Origin of the sequence: Bradyrhizobium sp. (assembly GCF_019242285.1) — a bacterium.
In the GTDB taxonomy this organism is placed as follows: Bacteria; Pseudomonadota; Alphaproteobacteria; order Rhizobiales; family Xanthobacteraceae; genus Bradyrhizobium.
The window spans coordinates 1-18,369 of the sequence record NZ_JAFAVV010000697.1; the positions used below are offsets into that span (position 1 = coordinate 1).

Consider the following 18,369-nt stretch of genomic DNA (forward strand, 5'->3'; position numbering starts at 1 on the left):
CGGCCTCAGCACCATGTCGGACAGGATCGCGACCCCCTGTCCGTTCGCCACCATCGAGCGCACCGCCTCGACCGAGGAGGTGCGCAGCGTCACCGTCGGCCGGTACGGCGTCTTGCTCCAGTATTTGAGCGAGGTGTGCGCGGCCTCGTCGACCGTCAGCATGATATAGGGCTCGGCCGCGACTTCCTTCAGCCCGACGGAATCGCGCTGCAGCAGATGGTGCTTCGATGCGACCCACAGCCGCCGCCGCGAGCCGATCAATGTCTCCATCGACAGGTCCGGGTTCTGCACGTTGGAGGTGAGCAGCACGGCGATGTCGTAGCGGTTCGACAGCAGGCCTTCCTCGATCGCCTCGCGGTTGAGCTCGAACAACTGGATTTCGAGCTTGGGATAATGCCGCCTCAGGCGTTCCAGATGGCTGGGGAGGAAATAGCCGATCACCGTGTAGGTTGCCGCGACCGTCAGGCTGCCTTCGACGTCGTTGGCCGGCACCTTGAGGCTGGTCGCCTCCGCGACCTTATTCAGGATGTCATAGGCATGAAAGAGGAACTGGCGCCCGATCGCGGTCAGCTCCATGCCTTGGGGCGAGCGGCTGAACAGTTCGGCGCCCACCGCCTGCTCGAGATCCTTGATGGCGTTGGTGACGGCGGATTGCGAGATCGCAAGCGCAACCGCGGCTTGGGTGATCTGCCCCTGCTCGGCCGTGGCCACGAAATAGCGGATCTGACGCAGACTGATCGACACGAACTGACCCATACGATAATCAGATTTGATATCGTATCCTATTCTCATAAAACGAATAGCTTCGAGTTTGTGCAGCTCGCCGGATATTTGGTCATCCAATCGGCGGGAAATCACCTTGAGGCTCGTCGCAGGCGCTCAGGGCGGATCGGGGAGATATCTGAAAAACGAAATCTGTGCTTTCAATAAGAATAATTCTCCACGGTCGACCGACCACCTAACGTTCGGAGCGACGAGAATATGGGAGGGGAGCGGCTCGTGCCGGTAAGGACCGTCGACATCAATTGCGACATGGGGGAAGCCTACGCCAATTGGCGGCTGAGCGACGCCGACGACGCCAAGCTCATGGAACTGATCAGTTCGGCGAACATCGCCGCCGGCTTCCATGCCGGCGATCCCAACCTGATGGATGCAACGGTACGACTTGCCACCCAGTGCGGCGTCGGGATCGGCGTGCACCCCGGCTATCGCGACCTGCAGGGGTTCGGCCGCCGGCGGATCGATGGCGCGGCCGAGGAGGTCGTCAACGACGTGATCTATCAGATCGGCGGCTTGCGCGAATTCGCGCGCCGCCACGGTGCGCATCTCCAGCATGTCAAGCCGCATGGCGCGCTGTACATGGAGATGGCGGTCAATGAGGGGCTGTCGCGCTCTTTCATCCAGGTCATGCGGACGGTGGCGCCGACCGCATTCGTCTATTGCATGGATATTTCTGCGACCTGCCGGGTTGCGACCGAGGCCGGCCAGCCGGTGATCCGGGAATTCTACGCCGACCGGGAGTATGACCGTTCCGGCTCGATCGTGTTCACCCGCCATGGCGCCAGGCTGGATCCGCAGGCGCTGGCCGAGCGGGCCGTTCGGGCCTGCCAGACCGGCAAGGTCCGCACCATCGACGGCGACGACATCGACATTGCCTTCGAGTCGATCTGCTTCCATTCCGATACGCCCGGCTCGCTGGAGATCGCCCGCGCTTTGCGCGACGCGCTGATCGGAAATGGCATCCGGATTGCACCAGCTTCGGAGATCGTTCCGCAGACTTCCGTCAACGAATAGGGATGCGATGAGCATAGCCGACATCAAATCGCCGCTGCCCGGCGTCTTCTACCGCAAGCCGTCGCCGGAGAGCCCGCCGTTCAAGGACGACGGCGATGCCGTGAAGCCTGACGATGTGATCGGCCTCGTCGAGGTGATGAAGTCGTTCCACGAGGTGCGCGCCGGCATCGCCGGTGTCGGCATCCGCTTCGTCGTCGAGGACACCGACGCGGTCATGGCCGGCCAGACGCTGGCCGAGGTCCAGGCATGAACATCCGCTCGGTCCTGATCGCCAACCGGGGCGAGATCGCGGTGCGGATCGTCCGCGCTGCGAAGGCCCTGGGGCTTCGGACCGTGCAGGTCCACAGCCAGGCCGACACGGATTCGCTCGCGGTGAAACTCGCCGACGCGGCGGTCGAGATCGGGCCGCCGCCGGCGAAGAAATCCTATCTCAACATCGACGCGATCCTCGCGGCGGCGAAGGCCGCCAATGTCGATGCGGTACATCCCGGCTATGGCTTCCTGGCCGAGAACGCCGATTTTGCCGATGCCGTGACCGCGGCCGGCATGACGTTCGTCGGGCCGAGCGGCGATGCGATCCGGCTCCTCGGCGACAAGGTGATGGCGCGTGCTGTCGCGGTGAAGGCCGGCGTTCCGACGGTACCGGGCAGCGACGGCCGCGTCGCGGACCTTGCCGAGGCCGTGGCGATCGCGTCCGATATCGGCTTTCCCGTCATGGTCAAGGCCGCGGCCGGCGGCGGCGGCCGTGGCATCCGCATCGCGCACGACGCCGACGAGTTCGCGCGGTTGTTCCCGCAGGCCTCGGCGGAGGCCGCGGCGGCGTTCGGCGATGGTGGCCTGTATTTGGAGAAGGTCATCGAGCGCGCGCGCCACATCGAGGTGCAGATCCTCGGCGACGGCGAGAACTTTGTTCATTGCTTCGAGCGCGAATGCTCGCTGCAGCGGCGCCGGCAGAAGGTGTGGGAGGAGGCACCCGCGATCGGGCTGCCGGACGACGTGCGATCCCGGCTGTGCGAGAGCTCGGTCGCGCTGGCGCGACAGGTCGGCTACAGCAGCGCCGGCACGGTGGAATATCTCTACGACGACGCTACGCAAGACTTCTATTTCATCGAGGTCAACACCCGCATCCAGGTCGAGCATCCCGTCACCGAGATGGTTTCCGGCATCGATCTCGTGCAGGCGATGCTGCGGATCGCGGGCGGCGAGAAACTGTCGCTGCGGCAGGATGACATCCGCATCCACGGTCATGCCATCGAGTGCCGCATCAATGCCGAGGACCCGTACAAGAACTTCATGCCGTGGCCGGGCCGCATCGGGCAGCTCCGCGTGCCGGAAGGCGAGGGCATCCGCTTCGACACAATGCTGTTCGAAGGCTACCAGGTGCCGCCGTTCTACGATTCGCTGCTCGGCAAGCTCATCGTGCACGGCGCCGACCGTGCCGACTGTTTGGCGCGGCTGCAGGGCGCGCTGAAGGAACTGGTGATCACGGGAATTGCGACCACCATCCCGCTGCATGCGGCGCTCGCGTCTGATCCCAGCGTCGGCGAAGGGCGCACCCACACCCGCTTTCTCGAACCCTGGCTGGAAACCGATTTCGCCGCGCTCAAGCGCGCAAGGGAGGATGCCTGATGACGACCCGCTACTCCTTCGGAGGCGACGAGCACCTGTTCGTCGAGTGCGACGAGGCGATGTCGCTCGAAGCCTTCTTCAAGAGCCTGTCGATGACGAATGCGATCCGCGACAGCGGCATCGCCGGCGTCACCGAAATCTGCCCGGCCAACGCCTCGTTCCAGATCAAGTTCGACCCTGATGTGATCAAGCCGGACGACATCCTGAAAGAGGTGAAGGCGATCGAGAGCGCGGCGGTGAGGACCGAGCCCGTCATCAAGACCCGGATCATCGAGATTCCGGTGTTCTATCGCGATCCCTGGACTCACGAGACGCTGATGCGGTTTCGCGAGCGGCACCAGGACCCGAAGGGGACCGATCTCGAATATGCGGCGCGGGTGAACGGACTGCCCGATGTCGACGCCTTCATCGCCGCGCATAGCGGCTCGCCCTGGTTCGTCTCGATGGTCGGCTTCGTCGCCGGGCTGCCGTTCCTGTACCAGATGGTCGAGCGCCAGCGGCAGCTCGAGGTGCCGAAATATCTCAGGCCCCGCACCGACACGCCGAAGCTCACGATCGGCCATGGCGGCTGCTTCTCCTGCATCTATTCGGTGCGCGGCGCCGGCGGCTACCAGATGTTCGGCATCACGCCGATGCCGATCTTCGACCCCGAGCAGCAGATCGGTTATTTGCGCGACTTCATGGTGTTCTTCCGGCCCGGCGACATCGTCAAGTTCAAGCCGATCGACCGCTCGGCCTATGACGGGGCGATCGACGACGTCGCGGCCGGCCGCTTCGCGCCGCTGATGCGCGACGTCACCTTCGACTTCAACCAGTTTCAGCAGGACATGAACGGCTACAACGCCAAGCTGGAGGGCGCGCTCCATGGCCATTAGGGTGCAGAATCCGGGTCTGTCGACCACCGTTCAGGATCTCGGCCGTCCCGGCTATTTCCATTTGGGCATCCCGATCGGCGGCGCGATGGACCGGCTGGCGCTGCGTGCGGCGAACCTGCTCGTCGGCAACGACGAGGGCGCGGCCTGCCTGGAAGCCGTGTTCATGGGCCCGCAGCTCGAGTTCACCGCGGATACCGGCATCGCGGTGACCGGCGCGACCATGCCGATCAAGCTCGACGGCGAGGAGAAGCCGGGCTGGACCGCGCTCGAAGTCAAGGCCGGCCAGGTGCTGAGCTTCGGCTATCTGCAAGCCGGCGCGCGCATCTACGTCGCCGTCGCCGGCGGCATCGACGTGCCGCTCGCGCTCGGCAGCCGCTCGACCTATCCGATCGGTGCGCTCGGCGGCTTCAAGGGGCGGCCGATCGCCGCCGGCGACGAGCTGCCGGTCGGTGCCGTATCCGCCACGAAGGCCGGGCGCAGCGTTCCGGAGGCGCTGCGCCGCTCGCCCGGCAATCCGGCCGAGCTGCGGGTGGTGCCCGGGCTCTATTGGCACCGCATCACGCCAGACTCGCAGCGAGGTTTCTTCGCCGATCCATGGAAGGTCGCGCCTGAGGCCGACCGCATGGGCTATCGCTTTCGCGGCGGGCATGCACTCGACTTCGTCCCGCGCGAGCAGCCGTTCGGCGCAGGCTCTGACCCGTCCAATATCGTCGATAGCTGCTATCCCTACGGCTCGATCCAGGTGCCCGGCGGCAAGGAGCCGATCATCCTGCACCGCGATGCGGTGTCGGGCGGTGGCTATTTCATGGTCGGCACCGTGATCTCGGCGGACATGGACCTGATCGGCCAGCTCCAGCCGAACATGCCGACCCGGTTCGTCGAGACCGACATGGCCGACGCGCTGAAGGCACGCGCCGATCGGGCGCAACTGGTGCAGAAGATCCGGGACGCGCTGGCTTGACGTCAGGCCTGCGCCCTGAGCCAGGCGCCGATCTCGTCGGCGGCGACATGGGCCTGCGGCAGCAATTTGCCCATGGTGAAGAAGCCGTGGAATTGGCCCGGGAAGTGCCGGTAGGTCACGCTCACGCCCGCGCTCTTCAGCCGCGCGGCGTATTCGTCGCCCTCGTCGCGCAGGGGATCGGCGCCCGCCGTCAGCACATAGGCCGGCGGTAAACCGGCAAGGGTGCTGGCGCGAGCGGGCGATGCGCGCCAGTCGGCGATGTCGGCATTGCCAAGATAGTGGTTCATGAACCAGCCGATCACCGTATGCGTCAGCAGCACCGAGGTCTCGGGCTCACGATGCGAGGCATGCCGGCGCGAGAAGTCAGTGGCGGGATAGATCAGCACCTGGCCGGCGAGCCTGGGCCCGTCCCCGTCGCGCGCGGCCAGTGCCACCACCGCAGCGAGATTGCCGCCGGCGCTGTCGCCGCCGACGAAGAGGCGGGATGCGTCGATGCCGAGCTGCGCCTGCCCGGCGACCCAGGTCGTTGCCGCGATCGCATCTTCGACGGCGGCGGGAAATGGATGCTCCGGCGCGAGCCGATAGTCGACCGAGATCACGATCGTTTCGCCGGCGTCGGCGAGCTTGCGGCACACCACGTCATGGGTTTCGAGATTGCCGATCACCCAGCCGCCACCGTGGAAGAACACCAGGGCCGGCGAAAGCCCGTCCGACTTTCTCAGCCGGTTCGGCGTATAGACGCGCGCCGGGATCGTGCCGGCAGGCGAGGGGATATCGAGCGGCGCCACTGATGCAAGCGCCGGCGGCTCGGGATTGCTGACGATGCGCGCCTGCATATAGTAGGCGCGAGCCTCGTCCGCCGTCAGCGTCTCATAGGGCGGGCGGCCAGCCTCCTGGAACGCCTTGTAGACGGCGGCAGCATCGGGATCGAGAACGACGGGCATGGAGCATCCTCTGATCAGGCGGCGGTACGGCCGCCATCGACGGTGTAGGCCGCGCCGGAGACATAGCTTGCATCGTCGGACGCCAGGAACGCGACGATGGCGGCGACCTCGTCCGCCTGCCCGAGGCGCCGCGCGGGAATCCGCTCCACGATCTTGTCCTGCTGCATCGGAGCGTTGATACCGGCGTGGCGGCCGCGGGCCTCGATGATCGTGCTCAGCATGCGGCTGTCGATCATTCCGGGGCAGACGCAGTTGATGCGCACGCCGGTGCCGGTGTATTCCCATGCCGCGCTCTTGGTGAGCCCGATCACGCCATGCTTGCTCGCGCTGTAGACTGCGATGTTCGGCGAGCCGAACAGGCCGGCGATCGAGGCGGTGTTGATGATGCTGCCCTTGTCCTGCTTCAGCATCACCGGCAGCACATGCTTCAATCCCAGGAACACGCCGACCAGATTGACGTCGATCACCTTGCGGAAGGTCTCCAGGCTGTATTGCGTGATCGGCTTCACCTCGCCCTCGATGCCGGCGTTGTTGAAGAAGGCATCGATGCTGCCGAACCGGTCGACCGCGGCGCGGACATAGCCTTCCACCTCATCTTCGTCGGTGACGTCGGCGGTGATCGCCAGCGCCTCGGCGGAGGCCGGCAGCGCCTTCACCGCCGCCTCGTCGCGTTTGCGGTCGATGGCGACGATGCGGGCACCGCGCGCGGCGAGCAGGCGGGCGGTCGCGGCGCCGATGACGCCGGCAGCCCCGGTGACGACGGCGGTCCGGCCGTCCAGACGAATGCGATCAGGCATGGGGTTTCCTCGCTGAGCTCCGGTTGTTCCGGACGGTTGGAGGCGCGGGAGGCGCCGTTTGAGCGTCGGAACTATTCCATCCGAACCGGGCGCTGGCCAGTAGGCCAAAGAGGAGGGTGGGTTGCGCCCTTCCCCCGCCGTATTCGGCGTGTTAACCGGTCCCTGCGATCGGCGGATAAAATCGTACGGATGAAAATCGTACTCCTGGACATCGTACTCCTGGACAATGCCTTAGCCTTACGGGCCGATTCGCTGTAAAAGCACGCGAAATGCTCCGAACAGTTGCCTTGGCCAGTCTTGCGGTCGTCGTTGCCGCCTTTGCGAGTACGCTGCCGCAAGCTGCGCACGCGCAGATCGGCAATATTTTTTCCGATCCCGTGCCGCGTCCGCCCGGTAACGTTCCTCGCGGCAATCAGCCGCCACCCGACGAAGAGGAGGATATCCCGGAACTGCCGCCGCAGGGCCGGGTGCTGCCGGCGCCGAATCGAGCCTATCCAGGGCAGGCGGCGGTGACGCCGGGCGCCGTCCAGTCGCAGCCGCTTGCGCCGCCGCCGGGCACCACGGTCATTCCGCAGAACGTTCCCCCGGGTGCGCCTCCCCCGCCGGCCGGGCAGCAGGCCAATGTGCCGCCGGGCGCCAACCCGGCGCCCCCGGGACAGCGCCAGCCCAAGGGGGCGCCGCCAACGGCTGCGCCGCCGACGCCGGCGACGCTGCAGCCGGGCGACGAGGTGGTGACCGAGCCGCCCGCGCAGAAGATCGTCAACAAGAAGGCGAGCTTCACCGGTCTCGACAAGATCACCGGGCGCATCATCAATTTCGACGAGGATATCGGCGAAACCGTCCAGTTCGGCGCGCTGCGGGTCAAGACCGACGCCTGCTACACGCGTCCCGCGACGGAGGCGGCCAACACCGACGCCTTCGTCGAGGTCGACGAGATCACGCTGCAGGGCGAGGTGAAACGGATCTTCTCCGGCTGGATGTTCTCGGCAAGCCCCGGTCTGCATGCGGTCGAGCACCCGATCTACGACATCTGGCTGACCGACTGTAAGGAGCCCGAGACCACCGTGGTCAGCGCGGCGCCGACCGATACGCCGAAGCCGCCTCAGCAGCCGGCGCAGAAGCGGCAGCCGTCGCAACGGCAGGCCGCGCCGCGGCCCGCGCAGCCTTTGCCGCCGCAGCAGCAGAGCCAGCAGCTTCCGCCGCCGCCTCCGCCGCCGCAATCCGGCGGCCCGTTCGGGATATTCAGGTAACGCGAACTCGGTTCACCTCCGCCCGTAACAACGGGGCGAGGGAGCGCACCTTCTGCATCGCTTGAGCGAACCTGATCTCATCAAGCGCCGATGATCGCGAGCGCATCCGCGCCTGCGATGGGCCGGTGGAGCGCGAGACGGGCGAAATCCGCAGGTTCGCCCTTCAGCGCCTTGTCGAGCAGGGTCGTGTAGCGGCGCCGCGGGATTTCGATGGCGCCGAAGCTCCGCAGGTGCTCGGTGACATATTGCGTGTCGAGCAGCTCGAAGCCGCCGGCGATCAACCGCGCCACCAGGTGCACCAGCGCCACTTTCGAGGCGTCGCGGGCGCGATGGAACATGCTCTCGCCGAAAAAGGCGCGGCCAAGGCTCACGCCATAGAGGCCGCCGACCAGATCGCCATTCTGCCAGGCTTCCACGCTGTGGGCGTGGCCGAGCGTATGCAGCCCGCAATAGAGCTCGCGAATCCGCTTGTTGATCCAGGTGTCCTCGCGGCCTTCCTGCGGCGCAGCGCAGCCGGCGATCACGGCCTTGAACGCGCGGTTCGCGGTCACCGTGAAGCCATCCGAACGCACGGTGCGGGCGAGGCGCGAGGCGATGCGGAATCCGTCGAGCGGAATCACCCCGCGCATTTCGGGCTCGACCCAGAACAGGGTCGGATCGTCGGCGCTCTCTGCCATCGGGAAGATGCCGCAGGCGTAGGCGCGCAGCAGCACTTCGGGGGTGATCTCGGAAATGGCGGAGTCGCGCGACGTCATGCGGAGAGGATAGCAGGGCTGCGCGGATCAGGCCAACCGCGGCCGACGCCGTGCTGCGGTTGCGGACGGCTTCAGCCGTGATTCATTTCGCCGCCGCGGTGGCGGCGCCAGGCGCGGGCGTCCTGGTGCGGCGAAAACGAACCACGATGCGGGTACCGGCGTGATTGGGATCGCGCTCCACGCTCGCCTCCAGCTTGGAGGCCATGGCGCTGACGATCCGCTGGCCCATGCCGGTGGAGCGCGGATCGGACTTGGAATCGGATTCGGAGCTGAAGCCGACGCCGTTGTCGGCGATCGACAGCGCCAGGTCTTCGTCCTCGGCAAAGAGGTCGACGTGAATGGGTCCCGCGCAATCCGGATAGGCGTATTTTACCGCGTTCATGACGAGCTCGTTGACGATGATGCCGATCGCGACCGCGCGGTCGGGGTCGATCTCGATCGGCTCCGCCTTCAGCGTCAGCCGCGACATCTTGTTGCCTTCGGCCGAGCGGCGAAGATCGTCGAGCAGGGCGTCGAGATAGGCGTTCAACAGCACGCTCTTGAGGTCCTGCGAGGTGTAGAGCCGGCGGTGCACCTGCGCGACCGCCGCCACCCGGCCCATCGCATTGGTCAGGGCCGCCTTGACGTCGTCCTGAGCCGCGGAATTGGCCTGCAGATGCAGCAGCGACGCGATGATCTGCAGGCTGTTGCCGACGCGGTGGTTGACCTCGCGCAGCAGCATCTCGCGCTCGGCGGCGAGCGCCGCGTAGCGGTCGCGCGAGGCGTGGACCTCGGCTTCGGCTTCATCGCGCGCCTGCTGCAGCGCGGCCTGGCGCAGCGCGCCATCGACTGCGACCTGGAGCAGGGGGATGAAATCGCCGCGCACGTCCTTGACCAGATAGTCGGCCGCTCCCGCCTTGAGCGCCGTGACCGCGATGTTGGAGTCCTGCGAGGCCGTGACGAAGACGACAGGCGGCGCACCGGGGATCGCCATGATCCGCTCCAGCGTCTGCAGCCCGTCGAGGCCCGGCATGTACTGGTCGAGCGCCACCACGTCGATGCCGCCCTGCTTCAGGCGCTCCAGGCCATCGGTGCCGCTTGCCGCCGGCACGACCTTCATCCCGAGGCGTCTCAGGCCGCGCTCCACCAGGCGCGCCAGCGCCGGGTCGTCGTCGATGTAGAGCACCGTGGGCTGCGCGGGGGTCATGAGACGGCCGGAGGAACCTGTATGACGGAGAAGAACAACCCGAGCTGGCGAATGGCGTTGGCGAAACTTTCGTAGTTGACCGGCTTGGTGATGTAGACGTTGCAGCCGAGCTCGTAGCAGCGCTTGACTTCCTGCGAGTCGTCGGTGGTGGTCAGCACCACGACCGGCGCGCTCTTGAGAAACTTGTTCTCCTTGATCCGCCGCAGGATATCGATGCCCGTCATGTCGGGCAGGTTGAGATCGAGCAGGATCAGCAGGGCCTGCCCATTGTGGTGCTGACCCGTGCCATCGCCGCCGAACAGATACTTGACCGCTGCTGTACCGTTGCTGAACGGGATGATCTCGTTGTTCACGCCGGACCGGCGGATGTTCCGCTCGATCAACCGGGCATGTCCTTCGTCATCCTCGATCATGAGGATGGTCACGGGGTTGCTCATGTGCCTCCACTCCAATTGATCGGCAGGGTTATCGTAAAGGTGCTGCCGCTGTTGAGTTCCGAAGAAACCGACATGGTGCCGCCGAGCCGCCGGACCAGGGCGCGGACATGAGCGAGGCCGATCCCCTGGCCCGGCTTGTCCTGGGTGCCTGCGCGGCGGAACAAGTCGAAGATGCGCTGATGGTCCTTGGGATCGATGCCGCGGCCGTTGTCCGATATCTCCAACACCGCAAAGCCGAGCTTGGTGCGGCCGCGGACGGATATCGCGCCGGGAACGTCAGGCCTGAGATATTTGACCGCGTTGTCGAGCAGGTTGGAGAAAATCTGCTCGAGCGCCAGCCGGTCGCTGACGATCGACGGCAGCGAGTCAACGTCGATTTTGACGCCGGCCTCCGCGACCTGATGCGCCAGCGTGGACACGATGGCCTCGATCAATTCGCGGATATTGATCCGCTCCGGCACGAAGGTGCGGCGGCCTTCGCGCGTGAGGTTGAGGATCGCGTTGATCAGCCGGTCCATCTTGTCGATCGACGACTTGATGAACCCCAGCGCCTCGGAGAAGTCCTGCGAGAGCCGGCTATCTTCACCGCGCAGCTCCGGCTCCTCCTGGTCCGCCGGCACGAGCGCCGGCGCCGCATCGGCGCGCGCAAGCGAGGCGATCCGGCGGAAGATATCGCCCCGCAGCTCCTCCAGCTCGCTGGTAAAGCCCATGATGTTGACGAGCGGCGACCGCAGGTCGTGGCTCACGATATAGGCGAAGCGCTGGATCTCGTCATTGGCTTCCCTGAGATCGGCGGTGCGTTCGTCGATCGTGGCTTCGAGATTGAGATTGCTGTCGCGCAGCGCGGCCTCCGCTTCATCGCGGGCGCGCGCCGAACGCCGCACCAGGAAGATCGAGATGGCGGCAAGCACGATGACCATGGCCGAGCCCGCGATCGTCACCAGCGTGGCCAGCTGCTCGCTGCGATCGGCGTTCGCCGTGCGCAGGTTGAACAATCGATCTTCTTCGGCGCGCATGGCATCGGCGACCTCGCGGATCGTTCCGGTCGTGTCGCTGGCTGCCGCCTCGCGGACCAGCGCAGCCGCATCTGGCAGCTTGCCCTGTTTCACGAATCTCGTCTCGCGAGCGAACTGGTCGAGCCGGATCTCGATCGCTGCGCGCAGCTTCTTCAGGTTCTCGACCTGGGCCGGATTATCGGCGGCAAGGTGGTCGAGCCTGTCGAGATCGGGAATGATCCGGGCCACTGCATCCTGATGGTCGGCGAGAAACTCGGATCCTCCTGTGAGCAGGTAGCCGCGGGCACCGCTTTCGGCGCGACGGATTTCCAGCAGCAGCGCGTTGGTCTGGTTTTCGACCTCGATCGTGTGCACGACCCAGCTACTGTCATCGCGCGCCTTGTTGACCAGCAGCACCGATGCCGTGCTGATGGCAACCAACACCAGGAATGCCGCTGAGAGCAGCAGGACTTGTCCCATCGCGCGGTGGCGCCAAGCAGGCAGCGTCACTACGCGCTCGCGTCGTCAGAATTGAGAATTTCGACGTCCCCCGAACGGAAAACGGCACTAAGCCCAATCCTAACGCGGTGGAAACCGTTTGGTTCCAACGAGCTCGCGGGGGCTGCCAAGAAGTCGCTCAGGTTGCCGACTTGCCGGCCAGATACTGCTCGAGCCAGTGGATATGGTAGTCGCCGTCGATGATGTCGGGCTCCCGGACCAGAGCCCGGAACAAAGGCAGCGTGGTCTCGATACCGTCGACCACCATCTCGTCGAGCGCCCGGCGCAGCCGCATCAGGCATTCGGCGCGGGTCTTGCCGTGGACGATCAGCTTGCCGACCAGCGAATCGTAATAGGGGGGAATCACATAACCCTGGTAGACGGCCGAATCGATTCGCACGCCGAGGCCGCCCGGCGGGTGGTATTGCTGGATTTTGCCGGGCGAGGGGCGGAAGCTCACGGGGTTTTCGGCATTGACGCGGCACTCGATGGAATGGCCGTTGATGGTGACTTCGTCCTGCGTCAGCGGCAGGTCGCCGCCTGCGGCGATGCGGATCTGCTCCAGCACCAGGTCGATGTCGGTGATCATCTCAGTGACGGGATGTTCGACCTGGATGCGGGTGTTCATCTCGATGAAATAGAATTCGCCGTCCTCGTAGAGGAATTCGACGGTGCCGACACCGAGATATTTCAGCCCCTGCATGGCCTTGGCGACGGTCGATCCGATCTTCCGGCGGGCGGCGGCGTCAAGCGCGGGTGAGGGGCCTTCCTCCCAGACCTTCTGGTGGCGGCGCTGCAGCGAGCAATCCCGCTCGCCGAGATGGATGGCTCCCCCGCGGCCGTCGCCGAGCACCTGAATCTCGATGTGGCGGGGCTTCTGCAGATATTTTTCCAGATAGACCGAGGCGTCGCCGAACGCCGATTTCGCTTCGTTGGCGGCCGTGGTGAGTGCGAGCGTGAGATCGCTCTCACTCTGCGCGACCTTCATGCCGCGCCCGCCGCCGCCGGCGGCAGCCTTGACCAGAACCGGAAAGCCGATCGCCTTCGCGATCGCCATGGCGTCCTCGCCCGCGCCCACCGCGCCGTCGGAACCCGGCACCACGGGGATGCCGAGGCGCCTTGCGGTCTTCTTGGCCTCGATCTTGTCGCCCATCAGCCGGATATGCTCGGCCTTGGGGCCGATGAAGTGCAGGTTATGGTCGGCCAGGATCTCGGCGAAGCGCGCGTTTTCGGAGAGAAAGCCGTAGCCGGGATGGACGGCATCCGCGCCGGTGATCTCGCAGGCGGCGAGCAGCGCCGGCACGTTGAGATAGCTGTCCTTCGAAGGCGGAGGCCCGACACAGACGCTCTCGTCGGCGAGCCTCACATGCATGGCGTCGGCGTCGGCCGTGGAATGCACCGCCACCGTCGAAATCCCCAATTCCTTGCAGGCCCTGAGGATACGGAGGGCGATTTCGCCGCGGTTGGCTATGAGAATCTTGTCGAACATGTTGTCCCAAGGGGCGAATGGCGAATGAGAAGATACCATTCGCTGTTCGCTACTCCCTACTCACTCAATGATCACGAGCGGCTCACCGAACTCGACCGGCTGGCCGTCCTCGACGAGGATCTGCGTCACGGTGCCCGCCCGAGGTGACGGAATCTGGTTCATTGTCTTCATCGCTTCGATGATCAGCAGTGTCTGGCCGGCCGTGACCCTGGTGCCCACCTCGATGAACGGCTTGGCGCCGGGCTCGGGCGCCCAATAGGCGGTGCCGACCATCGGCGAGGGCACCATGCCGGGATGCTTGGACAAATCCGCAGCGGCAGCCGCGCCCGGCGGCGGAGCGGCGACCGGCATCGGCACGGCCGGTGCGAAATGCGCCGGCATCGGAGCCGCGGCGACGCTGAGATTGCGTGCGACCCGAAGCCGCAAACCGGCGCGCTCGATCTCGATCTCCGAGAGGCCGGTTTCATCCAGCAGGATCGCCAGGCCGCGAATAAGCTCGCTGTCCTCGGTCGAAAATTTTTCGGCTGTCTTCTCGTCAGGCTGGCGCGCCATGATCTTGATCCGGAACTGGTCGTTTGAATGAAGAGTGGGCGGTCAGCCCCTGGGCTTGGCGTCGGCGCTGATCCGGGCGGCGAGGCCGGTGATCGCGAGACGGTAGCCGTCGATGCCGAAACCGCAGAGCGTTGCGAACGCTGCCCGGGCGGTGAAGGTGTGATGGCGGAAACTCTCGCGGGCGTAGATGTTGCTGATATGCACCTCGACGGTCGGAATCCTCACCGCCATCAGCGCGTCGTGCAACGCGATCGAGGTGTGCGAATAGGCGCCGGCATTGATCACGATGCCGACCGCCTTGCGGGCATGGGCTTCGTGGATCAAGTCGACCAGCTCGCCCTCGTGGTTGGATTGCCTGCAATGCGCGGTGAAGCCGAGTTCGGCCGCGGTCTTCTCACAGAGCTGCTCGACATCGGCCAGCCGGGCATGGCCATAGGTCTCGGGCTCGCGCGTCCCCAGCAGATTGAGGTTCGGCCCGTTGAGCACGTAAATCGTCTGGTCAGGAGTATTGGCCATCCCAATCCCGGAGGTCCTTCAAAAGGGTGGCGGGGTTATAGGTAACAACCGGGCCGAGGGGAAGCCTTGAGACATCCGGCGGGCCCCTCCAGTACCATCGCCGCCGGGCGGGAAAGCGCGGGCAGGTTGTGGAAAAGCGGGCGCCTACCACCCAGCAGAAAGGGGGCGGACCCGAGGCCCGCCCCCTCAACTCAAAGCTCGCTCGAAGATCAGGATTCGAGGATCGCCACGATCTCGAACGTCGCGGGATCGATCACGACGATCTGGTCGCGGACCAGGATGAAGTCATAGCCGCGCCACTCCGGATAGATCGTCACGACCTCGGTGGGGAGCGGGCGGTATTGCACGTCGCGCGGCACGCGGGTGCCGACCGACACCGAGAAGTTCACGTTGGTGACCGGAGCCACGTGCTCGTTGCGGATCACGGTCGTGATCTTGGTGCGCTGCTCGGTCGAGAGCTTGGCGCCGGAGGCGGCCATACCCGTCGTGGTCTGAGACCGTCCACCTTCGCGACCCTCGGCCTTCAGGTTGTTGTTGTCGCGGCCCTCGCGGCCTTCAGCCTTCATATTGTCGCGGCCTTCACGGCCTTCGGCCTTCATGTTGTCGCGGCTTTCACGGCCTTCGGCCTTCATGTTGTTGTCGCGGGTCTCCCGGCCTTCAGCCTTCATGTTGTTGTTGTCGCGGCCTTCGCGACCCTCGGCCTTCATGTTGCCCTTCTGGCCCTCGCGGGTCTCGGCCTTCATGTTGCCGCTCTTGCTCTCGTTCTCGGAGCTCATGTTCTTGGACTTCTGGCCCGGGGCGCCTTCCTCGGCGCGCTGGCCCTTCGGCGCAGCCTGCTCGGATTGCGACGACTTCGCCTCGGACGGCCCGCCCTTGGTTTCGGCGGATTTCGGCTCGGCCGCCTCGCGGCCCGACGGCGCGGCGGCGCCACCGGCAGGCGCGCCCTGTTGCATCGCGGCGCCACCCTGCTGGTGCGTGCCGCCCTGCTGCGCATTGGCTACTCCGGCACCGGCGACCAGCGCGAGCGCGGCGACCGAGACCATGAAACGATTCGTCATCTGTTGTTCTCCTCACGTGTTGGCATTGCCCGCGCCGACAACGAGAAGAGACAGCAGATGTTCCGCGTCACTTGCGGTTCCATCACCATCGCTTGTGAATGCTGGATGAATGGCGTGTGCACGCGCACCGGAACGAGGCGGAGCGGCTGGCCGCGCCGCCTGGAGCAAAAAGAAATCCGGCTGGAAGGCCCCAGCCGGATTAGCGTCAGCCGCCGAACGAGCTCAGTTCAGCAGGTAGCCTTGCCGCAGCGCGCCAGTCCGATCTTCTCCTTCAGGCCATCGAGCCCGACGGCGCCGACGACGATCTGCTTGCCGATCACGTAGCTCGGCGTGCCATTCATGCCCATGTCCTCGGCGAGTTTGAAGTTCTCTTCGATCGTGCCCTGGACTTCGGGGCTTGCGAGATCCTTCTCGATCCGCGCGGTGTCGAGGCCGGCCTCCTTAGCCGCCGCCAGCGCGCGCGCCTTGTCGGCCGGGCCGCGGCCGCCCAGCAGCTTGGTGTGAAAGTCGAGATATTTCGAGGGGTCCTGCATGCGCACGGCGACCGCGACCTTCGCGGCCTCGACCGAGCCTTCGCTGAGCACCGGGAATTCCTTCAGCACGACCTTCAGCTTGGAGTCGCTCTTCATCAGATTGAGCATGTCGGACATCGCGCGCTTGCAGTAGCCGCAATTGTAGTCGAAGAACTCGACGAAGGTGACGTCGCCGCCCTTGTTGCCGAGCACGACGCCGCGTGGCGAGTTGAAGATCGTGTCGGCATTCTTGGCGACCGATTCTTCGTGCTTCTTTTCCTCGGCCGCGGCCTGGCGCTTGCTCAGTTCGTTCATCGCCTCCTCGAGCACCTCCGGATGCGCGACGAGGTAATTGTGGACGATGGTCTCGATGTCGCCGCGTTGGCCGTCGGAGAAACTCTGCGCGGAAGCCGCATATGGCGCGCCGCACAGGGCAGATGCGAGCAGGGCGGGGGCGAGCAGGCGGAGTACACGCATTGGCAAATCCTTGTTGTGAAGCCGGTTCCGAAGGTCCCGGTCCCGAGACTACTCGACGTAGTCTAGTCCCGATTAGTGGCTTTATTCCGAAAGCGGCGAAGTTACCAGCCGAACGCGGCTTACCGCCGTCAATTGCTCTTCTGGCCCGGCAACGGCTTGGCGCTGACGATGTCGTCGGCCTTCACCCATCCAGGCGTGCCCACCGCAAAGCGGGTCTTCGCACGCGAAGCGAGCTCACGGGCGGTCTTGTTGTCGCCGCGCAGGTAGGCAGCCTGCGCCGACGCGAGATCGGCTTCCGCATAGTTGCCTTTGCGGCCGTAGGCCATGGCGAGCTGGGAATAGCCAAGCGGCGCCTCGCTCTCACGCGCCACGGCGGCACGCAGGATGCTGATCGCCTCGTCAGTATAGGCCTTGTTGTCGGTCGCCACGAGGGCTTGCCCCAGTAACATCTCGATGAGGGCGGCATTATTGGAGAGCTGCAAAGCCTTGTGCAACGGCGCGATCGCCTCCGCGGGCTTGCCGCCTTCCAGCAGCGCCTGGCCGCGCAACTCGTAGAAATAGGGGTTGGCCGGCTGGGCCTGGATCAGACCGTCGATCTGGGCCAGCGCGTTATTGAGGTCGCCGTGCAGATAGGTCGAAATGGCGCGGGCATAGCGCGCCGGCAGGCCGGTATTCGACAGCGGATAGCGGCGGTAGACGGTGTCCTGCCGTTCCATGAAGGCGGAAATCTTCGCCCTGACCATGTCGTGGCGCATCTGCAACGCAGGCTCGTCCTTCTTGTCCCAATAGGGACTTTGACGTGCGATCTCCTCCAGCGCCGCGACGCGGTCGGCGGGCATCGGATGCGACTGCAGATAGGGGTCGGCGCCGCGTGCGGCAAACAGGCTCTCGTCGGTGAAGCGCTTGAAGGTATCGTACATGCCCTTGGCGGACTGCCCGGTTGCGGTCAGGAATTTCACGCCGGCGCGGTCGGCATTCTCTTCCTGCTGGCGCTGATAGGACAGCAACGAACGGCGGATCATCTCCTGCGGGCCTGCGATGGCGGCGGCGCCGGCATCGGCGAGACCGTTGGTGCCGCCACCTCTGGCGCCGGCCACGACGGCGCCAGCACCGAGCAGCATGGCGATGATCATCTGGGTCTGCGCCCGCGACAATTCCTCGCGAAGTTTGGCGAGGTGGCCGCCGGCCAGGTGCCCGGTTTCGTGCGCGAGCACGCCGATGAGCTGGTTCGGGGTCTCCGATTGCAGGATCGCGCCATAGTTCACGAAGATGCGGTGACCATCGGCAACGAAGGCGTTGAACGACGAATCGTTGATGATCGTCATCTGGATGTTCTGCTTCTCGAGCCCCGCGGCCCGCAGGATCGGGCGGGTATATTCGCGCAGGAGCTGCTCGGTCTCGGTATCGCGCAGGACGGGCGGACCTTTGCCCTGCTGGGCGAGCGCGGGCGTGACCGGCGCGCAAGCGAGCGAGATTGCAACGGCGAGCGCGGTCAGGCCCGATATCGACTTGCGGAGCGCGAAGCGGAGCAACATGAGGGTTCTTTGGCGATTGGCTGCGGGCGGGATACGGGCTAATCCCTAACAAGCCACGGATTGCGGCCAGTCTGGGGCATTTTGCGGGCCGTCGTCCGGAGCCTGGATG

At 65.5% G+C, this 18,369-nt stretch carries 19 protein-coding genes; 6 read left to right on the plus strand and 13 right to left on the minus strand.

From position 1 onward, the window contains the following. A partial coding sequence (locus tag JOY90_RS28030) for a LysR family transcriptional regulator (protein WP_291694344.1) occupies nucleotides 1-744 on the minus strand: 744 nt, incomplete at its 3' end. Between the two features lie 255 nt (nucleotides 745-999). On the opposite strand from JOY90_RS28030, the gene JOY90_RS28035 reads away from it, so the two are divergent. Genes JOY90_RS28035 through JOY90_RS28055 form a run of 5 tightly spaced genes read left to right on the plus strand, consistent with a single transcriptional unit; the run spans nucleotide 1,000 to nucleotide 5,259 of the window. Next, nucleotides 1,000-1,794, plus strand: a complete 795-nt coding sequence (locus JOY90_RS28035; RefSeq protein ID WP_291694345.1) for a 5-oxoprolinase subunit PxpA — start codon at nucleotides 1,000-1,002, stop codon at nucleotides 1,792-1,794. Between the two features lie 7 nt (nucleotides 1,795-1,801). Then, nucleotides 1,802-2,044, plus strand: coding sequence for an acetyl-CoA carboxylase (locus JOY90_RS28040; protein ID WP_291694346.1), 243 nt, complete (start codon nucleotides 1,802-1,804; stop codon nucleotides 2,042-2,044). Further along, complete coding sequence (locus JOY90_RS28045; RefSeq protein WP_291694347.1) at nucleotides 2,041-3,423, plus strand: acetyl-CoA carboxylase biotin carboxylase subunit; 1,383 nt, start codon at nucleotides 2,041-2,043, stop codon at nucleotides 3,421-3,423. The genes JOY90_RS28040 and JOY90_RS28045 overlap by 4 nt, the downstream gene beginning before the upstream one ends. Further along, the gene (locus tag JOY90_RS28050; protein WP_291694348.1) at nucleotides 3,423-4,298 is read left to right on the plus strand and encodes an allophanate hydrolase subunit 1; all 876 of its coding nucleotides are present in this window, start codon (nucleotides 3,423-3,425) and stop codon (nucleotides 4,296-4,298) included. The genes JOY90_RS28045 and JOY90_RS28050 overlap by 1 nt, the downstream gene beginning before the upstream one ends. Continuing rightward, the gene (locus JOY90_RS28055) at nucleotides 4,288-5,259 is read left to right on the plus strand and encodes a biotin-dependent carboxyltransferase family protein (protein WP_291694349.1); all 972 of its coding nucleotides are present in this window, start codon (nucleotides 4,288-4,290) and stop codon (nucleotides 5,257-5,259) included. The genes JOY90_RS28050 and JOY90_RS28055 overlap by 11 nt, the downstream gene beginning before the upstream one ends. Nucleotides 5,260-5,261: 2 nt before the next feature. On the opposite strand, the gene JOY90_RS28060 is transcribed toward JOY90_RS28055, so the two are convergent. Together JOY90_RS28060 and JOY90_RS28065 are read right to left on the minus strand one after the other, a co-directional pair. Next, nucleotides 5,262-6,203, minus strand: a complete 942-nt coding sequence (locus JOY90_RS28060) for an alpha/beta hydrolase (RefSeq protein WP_291694350.1) — start codon at nucleotides 6,201-6,203, stop codon at nucleotides 5,262-5,264. Between the two features lie 14 nt (nucleotides 6,204-6,217). Next, nucleotides 6,218-7,000, minus strand: coding sequence for an SDR family NAD(P)-dependent oxidoreductase (locus tag JOY90_RS28065; RefSeq protein WP_291694351.1), 783 nt, complete (start codon nucleotides 6,998-7,000; stop codon nucleotides 6,218-6,220). A gap of 269 nt (nucleotides 7,001-7,269) precedes the next feature. Between JOY90_RS28065 and JOY90_RS28070 the strand changes: the two genes are divergently transcribed. Further along, nucleotides 7,270-8,250, plus strand: coding sequence for a DUF2155 domain-containing protein (locus JOY90_RS28070; protein ID WP_291694352.1), 981 nt, complete (start codon nucleotides 7,270-7,272; stop codon nucleotides 8,248-8,250). An 80-nt stretch (nucleotides 8,251-8,330) separates the two neighbouring features. On the opposite strand, the gene aat is transcribed toward JOY90_RS28070, so the two are convergent. The 10 genes from aat to JOY90_RS28120 all read right to left on the minus strand — a co-directional run bounded on the left by aat (nucleotide 8,331) and on the right by JOY90_RS28120 (nucleotide 18,260). Continuing rightward, nucleotides 8,331-9,005, minus strand: a complete 675-nt coding sequence (gene aat, locus JOY90_RS28075; RefSeq protein ID WP_291694353.1) for a leucyl/phenylalanyl-tRNA--protein transferase — start codon at nucleotides 9,003-9,005, stop codon at nucleotides 8,331-8,333. Between the two features lie 82 nt (nucleotides 9,006-9,087). Then, complete coding sequence (locus JOY90_RS28080) at nucleotides 9,088-10,191, minus strand: response regulator (protein WP_291694354.1); 1,104 nt, start codon at nucleotides 10,189-10,191, stop codon at nucleotides 9,088-9,090. Then, nucleotides 10,188-10,628: a response regulator gene (locus JOY90_RS28085; protein ID WP_291694355.1), complete on the minus strand. Its 441-nt coding sequence runs from the start codon at nucleotides 10,626-10,628 to the stop codon at nucleotides 10,188-10,190. Before JOY90_RS28085 ends, JOY90_RS28080 begins: the two co-directional genes overlap by 4 nt. After that, nucleotides 10,625-12,103, minus strand: a complete 1,479-nt coding sequence (locus tag JOY90_RS28090) for a CHASE3 domain-containing protein (RefSeq protein WP_291694375.1) — start codon at nucleotides 12,101-12,103, stop codon at nucleotides 10,625-10,627. Before JOY90_RS28090 ends, JOY90_RS28085 begins: the two co-directional genes overlap by 4 nt. 157 nt (nucleotides 12,104-12,260) lie before the next feature. Beyond that, nucleotides 12,261-13,610 carry an acetyl-CoA carboxylase biotin carboxylase subunit gene (gene accC, locus JOY90_RS28095; RefSeq protein WP_291694356.1) on the minus strand — a complete coding sequence of 450 codons (1,350 nt, stop codon included), beginning with the start codon at nucleotides 13,608-13,610 and terminating at the stop codon, nucleotides 12,261-12,263. Nucleotides 13,611-13,670: 60 nt separating this feature from the next. Beyond that, nucleotides 13,671-14,162, minus strand: a complete 492-nt coding sequence (accB, locus tag JOY90_RS28100; protein WP_291694357.1) for an acetyl-CoA carboxylase biotin carboxyl carrier protein — start codon at nucleotides 14,160-14,162, stop codon at nucleotides 13,671-13,673. Between the two features lie 42 nt (nucleotides 14,163-14,204). Continuing rightward, nucleotides 14,205-14,678, minus strand: a complete 474-nt coding sequence (aroQ, locus tag JOY90_RS28105) for a type II 3-dehydroquinate dehydratase (protein WP_291694358.1) — start codon at nucleotides 14,676-14,678, stop codon at nucleotides 14,205-14,207. A gap of 209 nt (nucleotides 14,679-14,887) precedes the next feature. Continuing rightward, nucleotides 14,888-15,736 (minus strand): DUF1236 domain-containing protein, encoded by an 849-nt coding sequence (locus JOY90_RS28110; protein WP_291694359.1) that lies wholly within the window; start codon nucleotides 15,734-15,736, stop codon nucleotides 14,888-14,890. A 227-nt stretch (nucleotides 15,737-15,963) separates the two neighbouring features. Next, complete coding sequence (locus JOY90_RS28115) at nucleotides 15,964-16,725, minus strand: DsbA family protein (protein ID WP_291694360.1); 762 nt, start codon at nucleotides 16,723-16,725, stop codon at nucleotides 15,964-15,966. A 128-nt stretch (nucleotides 16,726-16,853) separates the two neighbouring features. After that, nucleotides 16,854-18,260, minus strand: a complete 1,407-nt coding sequence (locus JOY90_RS28120; protein WP_291694361.1) for a M48 family metalloprotease — start codon at nucleotides 18,258-18,260, stop codon at nucleotides 16,854-16,856. Nucleotides 18,261-18,369 lie beyond the last annotated feature (109 nt).